19 protein-coding genes are annotated in these 15,250 nt (G+C 67.3%); 5 read left to right on the plus strand and 14 right to left on the minus strand.

Translation table 11 applies throughout. From position 1 onward, the window contains the following. Window positions 1–106 precede the first annotated feature (106 nt). Window positions 107–493 (plus strand): DUF302 domain-containing protein, encoded by a 387-nt coding sequence (locus AAC050_RS11800; protein WP_339915288.1) that lies wholly within the window; start codon window positions 107–109, stop codon window positions 491–493. A 95-nt stretch (window positions 494–588) separates the two neighbouring features. Here the strand turns inward: AAC050_RS11800 and AAC050_RS11805 are convergent, their stop codons facing one another. Beyond that, window positions 589–978, minus strand: coding sequence for a low molecular weight protein tyrosine phosphatase family protein (locus AAC050_RS11805; RefSeq protein ID WP_339915289.1), 390 nt, complete (start codon window positions 976–978; stop codon window positions 589–591). A 103-nt stretch (window positions 979–1,081) separates the two neighbouring features. Between AAC050_RS11805 and AAC050_RS11810 the strand changes: the two genes are divergently transcribed. Further along, on the plus strand, window positions 1,082–1,735 hold the full coding sequence (locus tag AAC050_RS11810) for a hypothetical protein (RefSeq protein ID WP_339915290.1): 654 nt from the start codon (window positions 1,082–1,084) through the stop codon (window positions 1,733–1,735). A gap of 53 nt (window positions 1,736–1,788) precedes the next feature. Beyond that, complete coding sequence (locus AAC050_RS11815) at window positions 1,789–2,115, plus strand: hypothetical protein (protein WP_339915291.1); 327 nt, start codon at window positions 1,789–1,791, stop codon at window positions 2,113–2,115. A gap of 6 nt (window positions 2,116–2,121) precedes the next feature. Here the strand turns inward: AAC050_RS11815 and AAC050_RS11820 are convergent, their stop codons facing one another. The 3 genes from AAC050_RS11820 to AAC050_RS11830 all read right to left on the minus strand — a co-directional run bounded on the left by AAC050_RS11820 (window position 2,122) and on the right by AAC050_RS11830 (window position 5,339). Then, window positions 2,122–3,654, minus strand: a complete 1,533-nt coding sequence (locus tag AAC050_RS11820; RefSeq protein ID WP_339915292.1) for an acyl-CoA carboxylase subunit beta — start codon at window positions 3,652–3,654, stop codon at window positions 2,122–2,124. 77 nt (window positions 3,655–3,731) lie between these two features. After that, entirely contained in the window at window positions 3,732–4,526 is a 795-nt protein-coding gene (locus AAC050_RS11825; RefSeq protein ID WP_339915293.1) for a PHB depolymerase family esterase, read from the minus strand. Between the two features lie 51 nt (window positions 4,527–4,577). Then, the gene (locus AAC050_RS11830) at window positions 4,578–5,339 is read right to left on the minus strand and encodes an ATP12 family protein (RefSeq protein WP_339915294.1); all 762 of its coding nucleotides are present in this window, start codon (window positions 5,337–5,339) and stop codon (window positions 4,578–4,580) included. Window positions 5,340–5,421: 82 nt separating this feature from the next. On the opposite strand from AAC050_RS11830, the gene AAC050_RS11835 reads away from it, so the two are divergent. Continuing rightward, the gene (locus AAC050_RS11835; RefSeq protein WP_339915295.1) at window positions 5,422–5,799 is read left to right on the plus strand and encodes a DUF202 domain-containing protein; all 378 of its coding nucleotides are present in this window, start codon (window positions 5,422–5,424) and stop codon (window positions 5,797–5,799) included. Window positions 5,800–5,805: 6 nt separating this feature from the next. Here the strand turns inward: AAC050_RS11835 and AAC050_RS11840 are convergent, their stop codons facing one another. The 4 genes from AAC050_RS11840 to crcB are packed head-to-tail and all read right to left on the minus strand — an operon-like array spanning window position 5,806 to window position 9,405. After that, window positions 5,806–6,483: an HAD-IA family hydrolase gene (locus tag AAC050_RS11840; RefSeq protein ID WP_339915296.1), complete on the minus strand. Its 678-nt coding sequence runs from the start codon at window positions 6,481–6,483 to the stop codon at window positions 5,806–5,808. Beyond that, complete coding sequence (locus AAC050_RS11845; protein ID WP_339915297.1) at window positions 6,480–7,973, minus strand: putative 2OG-Fe(II) oxygenase; 1,494 nt, start codon at window positions 7,971–7,973, stop codon at window positions 6,480–6,482. Before AAC050_RS11845 ends, AAC050_RS11840 begins: the two co-directional genes overlap by 4 nt. After that, window positions 7,970–8,986: an RluA family pseudouridine synthase gene (locus AAC050_RS11850; RefSeq protein ID WP_339915339.1), complete on the minus strand. Its 1,017-nt coding sequence runs from the start codon at window positions 8,984–8,986 to the stop codon at window positions 7,970–7,972. The genes AAC050_RS11845 and AAC050_RS11850 overlap by 4 nt, the downstream gene beginning before the upstream one ends. A 23-nt stretch (window positions 8,987–9,009) precedes the next feature. Next, window positions 9,010–9,405, minus strand: coding sequence for a fluoride efflux transporter CrcB (gene crcB / locus AAC050_RS11855; RefSeq protein WP_339915298.1), 396 nt, complete (start codon window positions 9,403–9,405; stop codon window positions 9,010–9,012). A gap of 200 nt (window positions 9,406–9,605) precedes the next feature. Here crcB and AAC050_RS11860 point away from each other — a divergent pair, with 200 nt between their 5' ends. After that, window positions 9,606–10,769 carry a hypothetical protein gene (locus AAC050_RS11860; protein ID WP_339915299.1) on the plus strand — a complete coding sequence of 388 codons (1,164 nt, stop codon included), beginning with the start codon at window positions 9,606–9,608 and terminating at the stop codon, window positions 10,767–10,769. A gap of 494 nt (window positions 10,770–11,263) precedes the next feature. Here AAC050_RS11860 and AAC050_RS11865 read toward each other — a convergent pair whose 3' ends face one another. The 6 genes from AAC050_RS11865 to AAC050_RS11890 all read right to left on the minus strand — a co-directional run bounded on the left by AAC050_RS11865 (window position 11,264) and on the right by AAC050_RS11890 (window position 15,184). After that, a complete protein-coding gene (locus tag AAC050_RS11865) occupies window positions 11,264–11,614 on the minus strand; it encodes a DUF3147 family protein (RefSeq protein ID WP_339915300.1) in 351 nt (116 codons plus the stop codon). Between the two features lie 70 nt (window positions 11,615–11,684). Continuing rightward, the gene (locus AAC050_RS11870) at window positions 11,685–12,179 is read right to left on the minus strand and encodes a hypothetical protein (RefSeq protein WP_339915301.1); all 495 of its coding nucleotides are present in this window, start codon (window positions 12,177–12,179) and stop codon (window positions 11,685–11,687) included. Window positions 12,180–12,237: 58 nt separating this feature from the next. Continuing rightward, a complete protein-coding gene (locus tag AAC050_RS11875; RefSeq protein WP_339915302.1) occupies window positions 12,238–12,963 on the minus strand; it encodes an RluA family pseudouridine synthase in 726 nt (241 codons plus the stop codon). Window positions 12,964–13,002: 39 nt separating this feature from the next. After that, window positions 13,003–13,440, minus strand: coding sequence for a hypothetical protein (locus AAC050_RS11880; RefSeq protein WP_339915303.1), 438 nt, complete (start codon window positions 13,438–13,440; stop codon window positions 13,003–13,005). A 47-nt stretch (window positions 13,441–13,487) separates the two neighbouring features. Then, on the minus strand, window positions 13,488–13,871 hold the full coding sequence (locus AAC050_RS11885; protein ID WP_339915304.1) for a VOC family protein: 384 nt from the start codon (window positions 13,869–13,871) through the stop codon (window positions 13,488–13,490). Then, on the minus strand, window positions 13,868–15,184 hold the full coding sequence (locus tag AAC050_RS11890) for a replication-associated recombination protein A (RefSeq protein ID WP_339915305.1): 1,317 nt from the start codon (window positions 15,182–15,184) through the stop codon (window positions 13,868–13,870). The genes AAC050_RS11885 and AAC050_RS11890 overlap by 4 nt, the downstream gene beginning before the upstream one ends. Window positions 15,185–15,250 lie beyond the last annotated feature (66 nt).

The raw sequence follows: 15,250 nt of genomic DNA on the forward strand, positions 1-15,250 counted from the left end.
CCCGGGGCCGGAGGCTCGCGCGGTTTCGGGAACGGGGCGCACCAAATCCGCAGCGCGGGCAACCCCAACAGCGGCCGCCCGTTGCTTACGGTGAAGGAGACCTTCCATGACCTATTACCATTCCAAAACCACCACCCTGCCGTTCGATGAGGCCGTGGCGAAAACCCGCGAGACCCTGAAGGCCGAGGGCTTCGGCATCATCACCGAGGTCGACGTCACCGGCACCTTCAAGGAAAAGCTGGACGTCGATTTTCGCCCCTACATCATCCTCGGGGCCTGCAACCCGAAGGCGGCGCATGAGGCGCTGGGATTCGAGGACAAGGTCGGGCTGATGCTGCCGTGCAATGTCATCGTCCAGGCGCTGGCGTCGGGCGGCAGCGAGATCGCCGCCATCGACCCCGTCGCCTCGATGACCGCCATCGACAACCCCGGCCTGAAGGCCAAGGCCGAAGAGATCGGGGCCAGTCTGAAGCGGGCGGTGGACGCGGTTTGATATTCCTTCTCCCCCTGCGGGAGAAGGTGGCAGCCGAAGGCTGACGGATGAGGGGTCTCACTGACGGCGAGAGTCATCGACCGCCGGTGGCCCCCTCACCGTCCCCGCCGGTGTGACCCCTCAACCGACCCGCTGCGCGGGCCACCTTCTCCCGCAAGGGGAGAAGGAAGATGCGGCCCGACCCGCTTCTCCAGCAGCGCCACCAGTTCGGGCTGCATGAAGGTGTAGTCGTCAGGGATGTCGAGGCAGATGACGCGGGCGCGCCTCAGCTGGGGCTTGAAGCGGCGCAGCAGCCGGGCGCGGTGGGCGCGCTCCATGACGAAGATGATGTCGGACCATTCGACCAGTTCGGCGGAGCATTGCTCCTCCGCATCGGGAGCCAGGCCGGCGGAGGCGGTCTCGACGCCGGGCCATGCCGCGAACACCTGCTCGGCCGTGGGCGAGCGCAGGCGGTTGCGGGAACAGAGGAAGAGGAGGTTGGTCACAGAAAAATGGTGCTCTTGTGGAGAATCGCCGTAGGGAAGAAATCTACTATTAGGCACGCGGACGAATCAGCTTAACCATTCCTTCATCCACTGGAGGATCGGTATGCCTACGTTTGGTGTTGCTGCGTTCCTGAAAGTCGCTTCCCTCAATCCGAAACCTCGGAAGACTGAGCTGCGCAAGCGCCTCTTCCCGTCAGGTGACGGCTATGACTTCCATCGTCGACTGAAGCTCGCCAGCAACAAGCATGTCGTCGCGGGTGAAGGATTGGCTGGCTTGCTCGAATATGCCGGCAAGATAACACCGCTGCCCGAGCGTAAGGCGATGGTGGCCGGTTTGACCAAGCTCGGTCTATGGCGGAACGGGGCTCCAGGCGACGGATTCAAGCCTCAGAACAAAATCTACGAGAGCCCGCGCAACATATTCAAGATCGCATTTCAGCCTGAGTTTGGTCTGAAACGGGGTTCGGAACGGCTGGCCTTTCACGTCTGGAACACCAAGCGGCCCGACCTGAAGCCGGGGGCCATCTATTCAACACTTGCCCTCATGTCAGACTTGTACGCCGAGGATGATGATGCTCCCGACGACTTTGGCATTCTCTCACTCCACGAGCCTAAAGCGTATTTGCTGTCCGACGCGGCCGCAGTTCGAACCGCTTGGCGCAGCATGGTCGAGTGGGTGGAAGAACTGATGCTGGACATTCGTTCTGAAGAAGCGGGACTCGGCGATGCACTCGAGGACCGTCCACCTCCTTGGTAAACACGGCCGGCCTGCCACGACCTCGTCTACCCCCCAAAACTACGAGACCTAATATGAAGACTGGTTTGTACGCTGCCCACTTCATCACCGCTCAAGGGAGCGGTGCAGGCGTTGTCAATTTATCCGAAAACCGCCTCCGAGGGGGCGATGCCGCTCTGTATTATATTGGCGATTACACGTTAGACGGCGAGTCGTTCCGCGCGACGGTCCGAACTGCTCGACACACTCAAATCGAAGACATTGAGTCTGTATTTGGCGTGGATGAGGTCGAAATCCATCTAAACGGAAAATGGACCGGCAACATGATTACGGCTGAAGGCACGAGCCCTCAGGCACCCGGTGTACGCTTTCAGGCGCACCTTAAATGGCTTTCTGACTAACCCTCTCTAAAGCGGAATATTATCGTGCTTCTTCCACGGATTGCTCTGCTGCTTGTTCTTCAGCGTCCGTAGCGCCCGGATCAGGCGGCGGCGCGTGCCGTGCGGCATGATGACGTCGTCGATATAGCCGCGGGACGCCGCCACGAACGGATTGGCGAACCGTTCCTTGTATTCGGCCTCGCGCGCCGCCAGGGCCTCGGGGTCGCCGGCCTCCTTGCGGAAGATGATCTCGACCGCGCCCTTGGCCCCCATCACGGCGATCTCGGCGCTGGGCCAGGCGTAGTTGACGTCGCCGCGCAGGTGTTTGGAGCTCATCACGTCATAGGCGCCGCCATAGGCCTTGCGGGTGATGACGGTCAGCTTGGGCACGGTGGCCTCGGCATAGGCGAACAGCAGCTTGGCCCCGTGTTTGATCAGGCCGCCGTATTCCTGGCGGGTGCCGGGCATGAAGCCGGGCACGTCGACGAAGGTGACCAGGGCGATGTCGAAGGCGTCGCAGAAGCGCACGAAGCGGGCGGCCTTGCGGCTGGAGTCGATGTCGAGCACCCCGGCCAGGACCTGGGGCTGGTTGGCGACGATGCCGACGGTCTGGCCGTCGAGGCGGCCGAAACCGGTGATGATGTTCCTGGCGAAATCCGGGCCGATTTCAAAGAACTCGGCCTCATCCACGACCTTTAAGATGAGCTCGTGCATGTCGTAGGGCTGGTTCGGATTGGCCGGGGTCAGGGTGTCGAGACTGGCCTCGTCGCGGTCGGGGTCGTCATAGGACTCGCGCAGCGGCGGCTTTTCGCGGTTCGACAAAGGCAGGAAGCCGATCAGGCGGCGCACTTCCGACAGGGCCTCCAGATCGTTCTCGAACGCCCCGTCGGCGACGCCGGACTTCTGCGAATGGACACGGGCCCCGCCCAGATCCTCGTGCGTCACGACCTCATTGGTGACGGTACGGACCACGTCGGGGCCGGTCACATACATGTAGGAGGTGTCCTTCACCATGAAGATGAAGTCGGTGATGGCCGGAGAATAGACGTCGCCGCCGGCGCAGGGGCCCATGATGACGCTGATCTGGGGGATGACGCCGCTGGCCAGGGTGTTCTGCAGGAAGATGTCGGCATAGCCCGCGAGGGATTCCACGCCCTCCTGGATGCGCGCGCCGCCGGCGTCGAACAGGCCGATGATCGGCGCGCCGTTGGTCAGGGCCATGGTCTGCAGCTTGACGATCTTGGACGCGTGCGCCCCCGAGAGCGAGCCGCCGAAGACGGTGAAATCCTTGGAGAAGACATAGACCAGACGGCCGCCGATGGTGCCGCGGCCGGTGACCACGCCGTCACCGGGGATACGCTGGTCCTGCATGCCGAAGTCGTGCGAGCGGTGCTCGACGAACATGTCGGTCTCTTCGAAACTGCCCTCGTCCAGCAGCACCTCGATGCGCTCGCGCGCCGTCAGCTTGCCCTTGGCGTGCTGGGCGGCGATGCGCTTTTCGCCACCGCCGAGTTTGGCGCCGGCGCGGCGGGCTTCGAGCTGGTCGAGGATGTCTTGCATGGTCGTTTCCTTGATCGTGCCCCCGGATTAGGTGGCCGGGCCCCGGCTGGCAAGAACAGCGGACCAATCCCCGACCGTCAGGGCGCGACGCCACCGGCGACGAAGCGGGTCAGGCTCTCGCGCAGACCGTCGCGGTCGACAATGTGACCGCCGGGATGGGCATGGAACCGCACCGGATAGCCGAAGCCGTCCAGCTGGCGGGCCATGTCGCGCTGGTGGGCGTAGGAACTGCCCATGTCGCGACGTCCGGCCGAGATATAGAAGCGCGGTCGGCCCTGCGACGACGGGGCCACGAACCGGACCGGGGCGAAGGCGATGACGTCGGTGAACAGGTCACCGTTGACCATGCCGGTCGACAGCGCATACGAGCCGCCGTCCGACATGCCCAGCACGGCGATCCGCGCCGGGTCGATCGCGACCTGGTCGAAGACCGTCTGCAGGGCCTCGTCGATGAAGGCGGCATCGGCCCCGAGCGGCCCGCCCTCGAGGTCCCAGGTGGTGCCGCGCGAGCTGACCGACAGGACCACGACCCCGGCGCGGGCAGCCTCGCGGTCGATCTGGCCCAGCAGGTCGGCGGCCGCCTGCCCGGCCCCGTGCAGGGCCAGCACCAGCGGTACAGGCTGCGACAGATCCAGCGAGGCGGGGATGAACAGGAAGGCGTCGCGGGCCTCGAGACCCAGGGGGCGGGTCAGCCGCTCGGGCTCCGGGGGATGGAAGCCGGGAATGATGCGCGCGCGCAGTCGGCCACCGGCATACGCTTCCGGGTTCCCGATCATTGAGGACTGGGCCACGGCCGGCAGGGCGATGGCGGCGAGGCCGCCGGCCAGCAGGGTGCGGCGGCTGGGGCGGAACAGGTCGACGATGCGGATCATGGGGCCTCCTCGGGTCAGACGACCAACCTAACATCAAGGGGCGGGCAGACCTCAACCCAGGGCCCGGAACCACCGGTCAAGCAGCACGGCCTCGGCGCGGCGGGCGGCGGTGCGTTCGGCGGCCTCGGCATCAATGCCCCACTGGCGTTCCTGGAAAGCCTCGTCGAGACGGGACAGTTCGAAGGCCCCCGCCCCGTCAATCTCGCCCTGCTGCAAGGCCAGGGCCAGCACGGCCGAGCCCAGCAGCGGCGTGGCCGTGGCCAGACCGGTCAGGGCGAAATCGTCGAGCGCCAGGGCCAGGGCGCGGGTGCGGGCGATGGCCGCGGGGTCCTGGGTCCGGTGGGTGAGGCCCTCGGCGACCTCGAGGGTGATGCCGTGGGTGCGGGCGGCCCAGTCGCGCCACGGACCCCAGGCCTGCGCCTGTTCGGCCACCAGCGAGGCCGGGGCCTCGGCCATGTAACAGAGCAGGTCGGAGCCGGCGAAGGCGGCGATCTCGTCGGCCACGGCCTCGCGCACCCGGCTGACCCGGTCGATGGCGGTCGAGGCCAGACGGGTGGCGGGCATGGTGCCCGGGTCGAGGAACTCGCCCTGCCCGGCCCATTCGGCGGCGACCAGATCGGCGGCGGCCCCGGTCGGCAGGATCAGCCGGGCATGGGCCGGGGTCTTGGGCACGCGCCCGTCCAGCCGCACAGCCCAGCCGTCGCCCTCGGCCGCGACGTCGACGGTCTTCCAGAACCGCTTGAGCCGTTCCTCGGACTCACGAAAGCCCTTGCGGGCGGCGACATTGGGATCGAGGGGCGGAATATGGCTCATGCGGCGCTCTATAGACCGGTCCGGCGGGCTTCACAGCCCCGGGACGGTGGAACGATCGGGGCGTCCGGCCGATTATCCAACCATGGACGACGACAGACCCGACCGTACCGAACTGGCTGAGGACCGCACCGATCTGGCCGAGGATCGCACGGCGCTGGCCAATGAGCGGACCTTTGCCGGCTGGGCCCGTACGGCGATGGCGGCGATCGGCATCGGCCTGGCCTTCAACGCCCTGTTCAAAACGATGGAGCCGACCTGGGCGGCCAAGGCCATCGCCACCGTATTCATCGGGCTGGGCATTTTTCTGGTGATCATGGCCGAACGCCGGGCCTGCGCCATGGCCGCCCGGCTGAACACCCATTCGATCAACCCCCTGCCGCAGATGAACCTGCGGATCATCGCCCTTGGCATCGGCCTGGGCGGGGTGGCCCTGGTCGCCGGGCTTTGGCTGCTGGTCTGAGCGGGATCAGGCGGCGACGGTCGCGCTGGCGAACCGCTCAAGCGCGGCTTCCAGATCGGTGAAGTCGTCGGCGACGTGGTGGGCCCCGGCAGCCCGCTGTTCCTCAGGCGTGTGAAAGCCCCAGGCCACGCCCAGCGGATGAGCCCCGGCCCCGAGTGCCATCGTGATGTCGTGGCTGGTGTCACCGATCATCGTGGTCGAGGCGGCGTCGGCTCCGCTGGCCGCCATAGCGGCATACAGCATGGCGGGATCTGGCTTGCCCGGACCGTCCTCGGCACAGTGGCTGGACACGAACAGCTCGGCCCAGCCGGCGCGGGCCAGGTTGCGGGTCACGCCGCGGCGGTTCTGGCCGGTGGCCAGGGCCAGACGCCAGCCGTCGCGCTTCAACCGACGCAGGGTGTCCATGGCCCCGGCGTACAGCGGTTCCTCGACCTGTTCGGCGTGCATGCGCTGGAAGCTGCGCTGGAAGGCGGTGACGAAATCGGCCAGTTCGGCGTCGGTCAGGGCCGGTTCCAGCACGTGCAGGGCCTTGGGCAGCGACAGGCCGACGATCTGGCGGACCCGGTCGTAGTCCGGCGCGGCCAGACCGAGGTCGCGGGCCGCCTCGGTCGCCGCACGGAAGATCGAGGCCCGGCTGTCGACCAGGGTGCCGTCGATGTCGAACACAGCCAGCGGGCGACTCATGCGGGCACCACGTCGAAGGCGATGGTCATGCGGGACTCGTCGGAGGTGAAGGGCACGGTGCCGTGCCACATGTATGAGGGGAACAGCACCAGGGTGCCGGGCTCGGGCCGGACGTGGCGACCAGCGTCCAGCGGCGGGGTGGTCCGGTGGCGCGGCTGGCCAAAGCGGATCCAGCCCTCGCGTTCGGGCGTGTCGAGGGCGGCGGTCGGCGTCTCAACATAGAAGGCTGACGACAGCCAGCCCTGCGGATGGATGTGGTCGACGTGCCAGCCGCCGGGTTTTAGCCGCACCGACCAGGCCCCGCGAATGTCATAGGCTCCGGTATTGCGCGCCCGCAGCGGGTCGGGACCGGTGCCGATCGCCGCCATATAGGCGCGGATCGGGGCGTCGATGGCCTCAAAGAAGCCCTTGATCGCCGGATCGTCGGACTGGCGCAGGCTCTGGGCCGTCTGGCTGCCGTGACGCAACGAATTCTCCAGCGGATGGCTCTTCAGCTTGTGCAGGCGGTGCAGGGAGGCCGACAGGTCGGTCAGCCAGGCCTCACGGCTGGCCCAGCCCTTCGGCGGCTCGACCGCCATCGGACGCACGAAGGCGTCATAATCGTACAGCCGTTCATAGTCGGGCTCGCCCAGCATCCGGGCGGCGGTGGCGCGGAAGGCCAGGGCGATCTGGTCGTGCGGGGCGATCGCCAGCCGCGTCCCCAGGGCCTCAAAGGCCTCACGCGGACGCCCGGCCGCCAGCCAGGCGGTGCAGACCGATTCCAGCAATTGCGGATGACCGGGGGCCTGGGCCCAGGCGGCCTCGGCCAGACGCACGGCCTCATCCGTCTCGCCCAGATCGGAGGCGGCCCCGGCGGCGGCGACCTGCAACCGGGCGTCACCGGGCCAGCGCCCGAGGGCCTGACGCAGGACGTCATAGGCATCGCGCGGTCGTCCGACCCGTTCCAGCACCATGGCCTGCATGGCCGCCAGCGCAGGGGATGGATGGGCGGCCACAGCGGTCTCCAGCCCGGCCAGAGCCAGGTCCGGGTCGGCGGTGCGCATCCAGATCAGCTGGGCCAGGTCGCGATGGGCGTCGACATAGTCAGGACGGCGTTTCAGCGCATCACGAAAGGCCCGCTCGGCTCCGTCGAACATGGCCAGCCCCTGCAGGGCCCGACCGGACACCAGAAAGGTCTCGGGGGCCTCCAGCCCCAGACGAAAGGCGCGCTCGGCCGCCTTGCGGGCCCCGGCATAGTCGGACAGGTCGCACAGGGTGGCCGCCAGATTGTGCCAGCCGATCCGGTCCTTCGGATCCTGCTGCACGGCGCGGCGGTTGAACACTGCGGCCTCGGCGTGGCGATCCAGCGCCTTGAGCACAGCCGCATGAGCGTTCAGGGCCGTGACCGCCACCGTATCCCCGGCCACAGCCGGTTCGGTCAGGCGCAGGGCCTCGGCAGCCCGTCCCTGGGCGATCAGCTGGTTCGCGGTCCGGTTCAGCTCAATGCTCATCTCTGCCTGCGGACTCCCTCGAACGGATCGTCGTCGCCTTCATGTTCGTCGAAGCCGAAATGGGCGAAGCCGACCTTCACCTCGGGGCTGAGCGGGGCGGTGACGTCAAGGATGCCACCGGACGGATGGTCCAGCTCGATGCGGCGGGCGTGCAGCTGCAGCTTCAGGATGCCGCTCAGCTCGCGTGACTTGTCGTCCCCGTATTTGCGGTCGCCGAGGATCGGATGACCGATCCCGGCCATGTGGGCGCGCAGCTGGTGGGTCCGGCCGGTGAAGGGCCGAAGCGCCATCCAGCTGGCGCGGTGGGCGGCGCGGCTGATGGTGGCGAAGGCGGTCTCGGCCGACTCGCCACGCGGGTCCTTGCGGTCGGCGGGGCGCATCATCTCGAAGTCGTTGATGCCGGTCTTCTTCAGCGGCATGTCGATCTGACCGGCCGAGGGTTTGGGATTGCCGATGACGATGGCCCAGTAGGTCTTTTTCGCCTGACGGCGGGCGAAAGCCCCGGCCAGACGTTTGGCCGCCTCGGGCCCCTTGCCCAGCAGCAGGACCCCGGAGGTGTCGCGGTCCAGACGATGGACCAGACGCGGCCGGTCCATGCCCTCGCCCCAGGCCGACAGCAGCCGGTCGACGTGGCGGCTGGTCTTGGTGCCACCCTGCACGGCGAGGCCATGCGGCTTGTTGATGGCGATGACCATGTCGTCCTCGTAGATGACGAGGGATTTGGCGAAATCGATGTCGCGCTGGGTCAGGGTATGGACGTCCCCGGCCTGGCGCGAGGTGTCATCGGGGATCGGCGGGACACGTACCGCGGCACCGGCGGTCAGGCGACCTTCCGGCTTGATACGGCCACCGTCGACGCGGATCTGGCCACTGCGGGCCATCTTCTGCACCTGGATGTTGGACAGGTGGGGCCAGCGCCGGCGGAACCAGCGATCGAGGCGAATGCCGTCCTCGGCCTCGGCGACATAGATGGTCTGGACCTCGCGTTTGGCGGCGGGTTCAGCGTCCTGAATGGGGTCGTTGGTTTCAGGGGGGGTCAAAGGGCGGCTCCGAAGGCGCGGCGGGCGACCATCAGGCCGATAAACAGGGCGATGATCGACAGGATCACCGAGAGGGCGACATAGCCCCCGGCCATGGCGAATTGACGGCGCTCGATCATCAGCACCGTCTCCAGCGAAAAGGCCGAAAAGGTGGTGAAACCGCCCAGCAGACCGACGGCGGCGAACAGGCGCACGCTCTCCTGACCGGCCCCCGCCTTCAGCGCCAGCCAGCCGACCAGAAGCCCCATGGCCAGACCACCGGCGACATTGACCGTCAGGGTGGCCCACGGCCAGGTCGTCACCGGCACCAGCCGCTGGGTGGCGATCCCGACGCCATAACGGGCCATGGCCCCGAGCGCGCCCCCCGCGGCGACAATGAGAAAACGTATCATCCGGCGCTTATAGCGCGCATCACGGCCTTGCGAAGACGGCGCGGCCTTTCCGGCCCCAAGCCTGACCGAAACTTCACTTGCGATCCGGTCCGGTTAACGGCGATAGCTGAGGCAGGCGTTCGCGTCCTGAGGGAAGATCGTCGGTCTGTGGACCGGTCTGCCCTAGGATCGGGCTGCAGTCTGGGAGCGTTGCGACAGCCATGTCCGATCACGATCACCATCCGGAAGCCGCGCCGCCCCCGGCGGCCCCGCCGCATATGGCCCCGCCTCCGGGGGCCGCCGATCTGCCTGACCGGACGGCGCCCTCGGCCATCCCGACCCCGCACGCCGGCGCGGCGCGCTCGCCCGACGGCATCCTCCAGCCGATCCAGGACAGCGCCTATTTCTCGCACGACCCGGTGGAACTGGAGCTGGTGTCGGCGCACATCGACGAATATTTCAACCAGCCGCTGGATATCTTTCCGTTCTGGGAGAGCAACAGCAAGCCGGACCGTTTCCACGTCCTGTACGCGCGCCAGATCGAGGAGCGGTTTCCCAACGACTCCGATATCCGCAGCGACATCTATGTCTATGGCCGGGGCATCTTCGACGCCCTGCGCATCCATGTGCTGGTCAAGCGCATCAGTCAGGTGCTGGCCATGGCCGCCTTCGCCGTTCTGGCCCTGATCGGCCCGACCTGGTTCAGCGTATGGACCGGCTCGGACACGTCCGGTCCGGCGCTCGCCGCCGCGGCCATGCTGGTGGCGTTCGGTGTGTACTGGGGGGCGCAGGCGATCCTGTTCGTCCAGTACCGCTTCAAGCTGGAGAACGACTCCTATCAGCTGTCGCGCAGCATCGTGCAGCGCACCCGCGAACTGCAGAACCTGTTCACCAGCGGCCGGGCCATGGCCGACCAGGCCGAGACCCAGTACCAGCAGGACGGCAAGGCCTGGGGCCAGCGCGCCATGTACCTGACCCGGCTGACCATGTGGCTGGGCGCACGCATGGAATACCTCGAGAAATACGTCCAGATGGAGCTGTGGCGCGTGCGCCGCGAACGCTACTGGATGCGCTGGTTCAACCGTTTCCTGACGCCGATCCTGTTGCTGATCTGGCTGGGTGTGTTCCTGGTCCAGTCCCCGCCGCCCGGCCAGGAGGTGGTTTTCCGGGGCCTCGAGGCTCTGGCCGTGGTGCTGGGGGTGGCGGTGAGCTTCCTGTCCTATTTCCGCTGGCAGACCCCGACCTCGGCCATCCAGGACAAGCTGGGGATCGAGAACTGGGTCCGTTACGCCTCGCTGGACGTCGACAACGCCGTCGCCGACCAGGTGCGGCGCGACAAGGAACGTCTGGTCGAATACCGGGCCCTGACGCGGGGGGGGCGCTGAGGGTTCAGGCGGCGGCAGCGGTGAGGCCCCCTTGTCATCCCGGACGCTGCGCCAGCAGCGATCCGGGACGTTTGAACGCAACCTGCGTTTAAGGAAGGTTTGCGAGTGTGGGCCGTGCGGCAAGCATCGCCCATTTTTCATGACGAATCGGATGACCAGAAAACAAACCGTCGCTGCGATATTCTGGATCGGATTTCTCGCACTCATTGCAATCTGGGCTGTAATCCTGATGGGAGCTTTTTCGACCGGCGACTGGCAGGCGATCCTCCTCATACCCGTCGCAATCGCTGCGTTCTGGTTCATACGCCGACGTGGAATAAGGCGTCGCTGATCCCGGCATTATATTTCGGCTTCAACCCGTGGCTATCGCTGGCGGCCAGGTTTCGGCCACTCGCAAGCCAGCAAAATGGGTCCTCGGGACAAGCCCGAGGATGACGGAGGGTGGGAGTCTGTCGAATACCGGGCCCTGACGCGTGGCGGGCACCAGGGTTGGGTCACAGGTTCAGACCCACACGCGGCCCGATCCAGATCATCGCCAGATAGAGGCCGACCGTCAGGGCGCAGCCGGCCGTCAGGGCGATCCAGAACGGCACCCCCCGCTGCAACAGGGCGGGGATGAGCAAAAACATCGGCAGGGACGGCAGCACGAACCAGAAGGTGGCCCCGGCATGGGCGGCCATCCGCACCGGATCGCGGGTGTCGTGCCACAGCCACATCATGCCCAGCACCGAGACCAGCGGCAGCGAGGCGACCAGCGCCCCGACGCCCGGGCTGCGCTTGGCCAGCTCCGACACGGCGGCGATGATGATCCCTGACAGCAGGGCCTTGAGGGCGAGGTACAGCATGGCCGGACTGTGAACGTCCGGAGCCCGATGGCAAGGCCGAGATGGCCGCGAACCGTGGCGGGCTCTGGCTCTAGCGCCGTCCGCGCAGGGTGGCCTGGACGTCGCGGGCCCCATAGGCCGTGGGGCGATCCGGCGTCGCGCCATGGCCCATCATCACTTCCAGCGTCGTCGAGGTCGGTTGCGGGCCACTGAGGTTGAGGCCGACACCGACCCCGACCCCGGACGTGGAATAGCGGCCATAGCGACTGCTGCCCGCGCCGATCGAGACGCTGGGGCGCAGGCCACCGGCACTGTCAGGACGGCCGTCGGTCCAGCGCTGGGTCACCTCGAACCAGTCGTAGCCGGTCTGGACCGTCAGGTCGGCGGCGCGCAGCAGGGCCATGTCGGCGACCGGGCCAGGTGCGCCGACGCCGCGATAGGTGACGCGGAAACGGTTGGATTCAATGCGCTGCTCGGCAAAGCCCTGCCCGTTCGGCGCGGTCTGGGGGCCATAGGGGGCCAGGCTGGCGCAGGCCCCGAGGGCCAGGGCCGAGGCGGCGAGGGTCACGAGGGTCAGGCGCTTCATCGGGTCTCTCCGGACGGGGTCACAGGGATAGCGTCGGACGGCGGCGGTGGTTCCGGGTTCAGAGCCCCGCCGCCGCCTTCAGCGCCACAAAATCCTCCGGCAGCGGGGCCTCGACCGTGACGCGGCCGCCGTCGGGGTGGGGGAAGGTCAGGGTGGCGGCGTGCAGCATCAGGCGCGGGGCGGCGCGGCCGGCCAGGGTCAGGGCCCCGCCATAGCGCTGGTCCCCGGCCAGGGGGCGGCCGATGTGGGCCATGTGCACGCGCAGCTGGTGCATGCGCCCGGTCAGGGGCGACAGCTCGACCAGCGCCCCCTCCTCCGTCGCGACCAGGGTGCGGTAGCGGCTCTGCGACAGCTGGGCCCCGGGGGTGTCGGGGGCGACGACGCGCATATAGCTTTCGCGGCCGATTTCCTGACGCAGCAGGGCGGCGTCGATCAGGCCCTCGCGCGGTTCGGGCGCGCTGGCGACCAGGGCCAGATAGGTCTTGCTCAGCTTCTTCGCCTGCAGCGCCTTGCCGAGGAAGCCGGCGGCGGGCCTGGTCTTGGCGGCGAGGATGACGCCCGAGGTGTCGCGGTCCAGCCGGTGGATCAGGTCGGGGCGCTTGCCGTTCGACCGGGCGAAGGCCCACAGCAGGTCGTCGAGCGTATGCGCCTTGATGCGCCCACCCTGGCTGGACAGGCCCGAGGGCTTGTTGAAGGCGATCACCGACGCGTCCTCGTGGATGACCCACGCGCGGACGGCGGCGATGTCTTCATCGGACAGGGAAACGGGCGGTCGGGTGCTCACCGGCCGTGCATAGGCGATGCCGGACCGCCCGTCAGCCTTCTAGTGCAGCACGTGGCGCTTCTGCATCCGGGCCGCATACCAGAGGAAGAACAGGGCGGCGGCCCCGATGATGGCGCTCATGATCATGCCCTGCTGACCGACGATGGCCGCCCCGCCGGACAGGACATAGGTGTAGACGACGCTGACGAGGAAGGCCGCCAGCGAGACGAAGAAGGCATAGACGGCCCAGTTCATCCGCAGCAGCAGCAAGACCGCGCCCAGTACCCCGATCCAGACCCCGACAGCCCAGACTCCGGCCATCCAGTCCGGGAAGCCGCCATAGTAGGCGATCAGCTCAGGACTCAGTCCCGAGGCCGCCATATAGGCCTCCCCCTGCGTCATGGTCATATAGTAGTCGTACCCGCCATAGGCGTTCCACAGCAGGGCGATCACACCGACCACCCACAGATGCCACGGGACCTTTTTCGCTTCAGTCATTCTACCCCTCCCAAGGTTAACCCCGGGAAGTTACGCCCGTAACGGCGTTACGGCAACGCTAGCGGGTGAACCCGCCATGGCGGGTCGATCCGGTTCTCACCGGCAAAGTAGAAACACAGCCGGTTGCCGTCCGGATCGCGTAGCCAGGCTTCGCGCCACAGCCATTTCTGGTCGACCGGACCGCTGTCGAACACGGTGCCCTCCGCCTTCAGCCGCGCCACCCGGGCGTCCAGATCGTCGCATTCGAAATACAGGCCGGTGCCGCCCGGGCGGGGCGGATCGGCCAGATGGATCGAAAAGGTCGCGCCGCCGGGGCAGAGAAAGCGGGCGTAGTGGTCACTGGAGACGATCAGCTCCAGTCCCAGCCGCAGATAGAAAGCCCGCGCCCGGGGAATGTCGGCGACATCGACGGTGACCTGGTTGAGGTTCACGCCCGCTCCCCCGTCTTGGCCGCCCGCATCGTGGCCCAGCGTTCGAGGCGAGCCCGGACCTTCTCTTCGTGGCCCTCGCCTTTCGGCTTGTAGAAGGTGCGGCGTTCCATCTCGTCGGGGAAGAAATTGGCCCCGGAAAACCCCTCGGGCGTGTCGGGGTCATAGGCATAGCCCTTGCCGTAGCCGAGCGACTTCATCAGCTGGGTCGGGGCGTTGCGGATGTGGGCCGGCGGCATCAGGGAGCCGGTCTCGTGCGCGGCCTTCTTCGCCGCCTTGAAGGCTTCGTAAACCCCGACCGACTTGGGTGCGGTGGCGAGGTGAACCACGGCCTGGGCCAGGGCCAGTTCACCCTCGGGGCTGCCGAGGAAGTCGTAGGTGTCCTTGGCCGCGTTGGCGACCAGCAGCGACAGGGGGTCGGCCTCACCGATATCCTCGACCGCCATGCGCACGATACGGCGCGCCAGATACAGCGGATCCTCGCCGCCGTTCAGCATCCGCGCCAGCCAGTAAAGGGCGGCGTCCGGGTCCGATCCGCGAACAGATTTATGCAGCGCAGATATAAGGTTATAGTGTTCTTCTCGACTCTTGTCGTAAGCGGGCGCGCGCTTCTGCAGCACGCCGGCCAGGGCCTGGACGTCGAGTGGTTCGGTGGTGGTGTCGGCGAGGTCGAACAGCACTTCACTCATCGTCAGCAGATAGCGGCCGTCGCCGTCGGCCAGGGCCGCCAGCGCCTGTCGCGCCTCGGGCGTCAGGGGCAGGGTCTTGCCCTCCTGTGCCTCGGCCCGAATCAATAGTTGATCGAGCGCCGCGTCATCCAGCCGTTTCAGCACATAGACCTGGCTGCGCGACAGCAGGGCCCCGTTCAATTCAAAGCTGGGGTTTTCGGTCGTGGCCCCGACGAGGGTGATGACCCCCTCCTCCACGAACGGCAGGAAGCCGTCCTGCTGGGCCCGGTTGAAACGGTGGATCTCGTCGACGAACAGCAGGGTCGACTGGCCGGCGGCGCGGCGCATGCGCGCGGCCTCGAACGCCTTCTTCAGGTCGGCCACGCCCGAGAAGACGGCGCTGATCTGCTGGAACTGATAGCCGGCGGCATTGGCCAGCAACCGGGCGATGGTGGTCTTGCCGGTGCCGGGCGGACCCCACAGGATCATCGACCCCAGACGGCCGGCCTCGACCATGCGCCGGATCGGCCCGCCCTCGCCCAGCAGATGGTCCTGGCCCACCACCTCGTCGAGGGTGGCCGGACGCAGCCGGTCGGCCAGGGGCGCGTCGGGGGGATGGATGCCGGAGGCTTCGAACAGATCAGTCATGAACCCACACAGATAGGCGTTACCGACGGGCTTTTCACGCGTTAGTATCGACACAGCCAGAGGAGC

It is taken from the genome of uncultured Brevundimonas sp. (assembly GCF_963974615.1).
In the GTDB taxonomy this organism is placed as follows: domain Bacteria; phylum Pseudomonadota; class Alphaproteobacteria; order Caulobacterales; family Caulobacteraceae; genus Brevundimonas.

Bases quoted from the DNA above. Each gene is read 5' to 3' on its own strand.
- AAC050_RS11825 (WP_339915293.1), bottom strand. From the start codon at position 4,526: ATGATCCGCATCGTCGACCTGTTCCGCCCCAGCCGCCGCACCCTGCTG.
- AAC050_RS11890 (WP_339915305.1), bottom strand. From the start codon at position 15,184: ATGACTGATCTGTTCGAAGCCTCCGGCATCCATCCCCCCGACGCGCCC.
- AAC050_RS11860 (WP_339915299.1), top strand. From the start codon at position 9,606: ATGTCCGATCACGATCACCATCCGGAAGCCGCGCCGCCCCCGGCGGCC.
- AAC050_RS11870 (WP_339915301.1), bottom strand. From the start codon at position 12,179: ATGAAGCGCCTGACCCTCGTGACCCTCGCCGCCTCGGCCCTGGCCCTC.
- crcB (WP_339915298.1), bottom strand. From the start codon at position 9,405: ATGATACGTTTTCTCATTGTCGCCGCGGGGGGCGCGCTCGGGGCCATG.
- AAC050_RS11880 (WP_339915303.1), bottom strand. From the start codon at position 13,440: ATGACTGAAGCGAAAAAGGTCCCGTGGCATCTGTGGGTGGTCGGTGTG.
- AAC050_RS11835 (WP_339915295.1), top strand. From the start codon at position 5,422: ATGGACGACGACAGACCCGACCGTACCGAACTGGCTGAGGACCGCACC.
- AAC050_RS11830 (WP_339915294.1), bottom strand. From the start codon at position 5,339: ATGAGCCATATTCCGCCCCTCGATCCCAATGTCGCCGCCCGCAAGGGC.
- AAC050_RS11820 (WP_339915292.1), bottom strand. From the start codon at position 3,654: ATGCAAGACATCCTCGACCAGCTCGAAGCCCGCCGCGCCGGCGCCAAA.
- AAC050_RS11845 (WP_339915297.1), bottom strand. From the start codon at position 7,973: ATGAGCATTGAGCTGAACCGGACCGCGAACCAGCTGATCGCCCAGGGA.
- AAC050_RS11865 (WP_339915300.1), bottom strand. From the start codon at position 11,614: ATGCTGTACCTCGCCCTCAAGGCCCTGCTGTCAGGGATCATCATCGCC.
- AAC050_RS11800 (WP_339915288.1), top strand. From the start codon at position 107: ATGACCTATTACCATTCCAAAACCACCACCCTGCCGTTCGATGAGGCC.
- AAC050_RS11840 (WP_339915296.1), bottom strand. From the start codon at position 6,483: ATGAGTCGCCCGCTGGCTGTGTTCGACATCGACGGCACCCTGGTCGAC.
- AAC050_RS11815 (WP_339915291.1), top strand. From the start codon at position 1,789: ATGAAGACTGGTTTGTACGCTGCCCACTTCATCACCGCTCAAGGGAGC.
- AAC050_RS11810 (WP_339915290.1), top strand. From the start codon at position 1,082: ATGCCTACGTTTGGTGTTGCTGCGTTCCTGAAAGTCGCTTCCCTCAAT.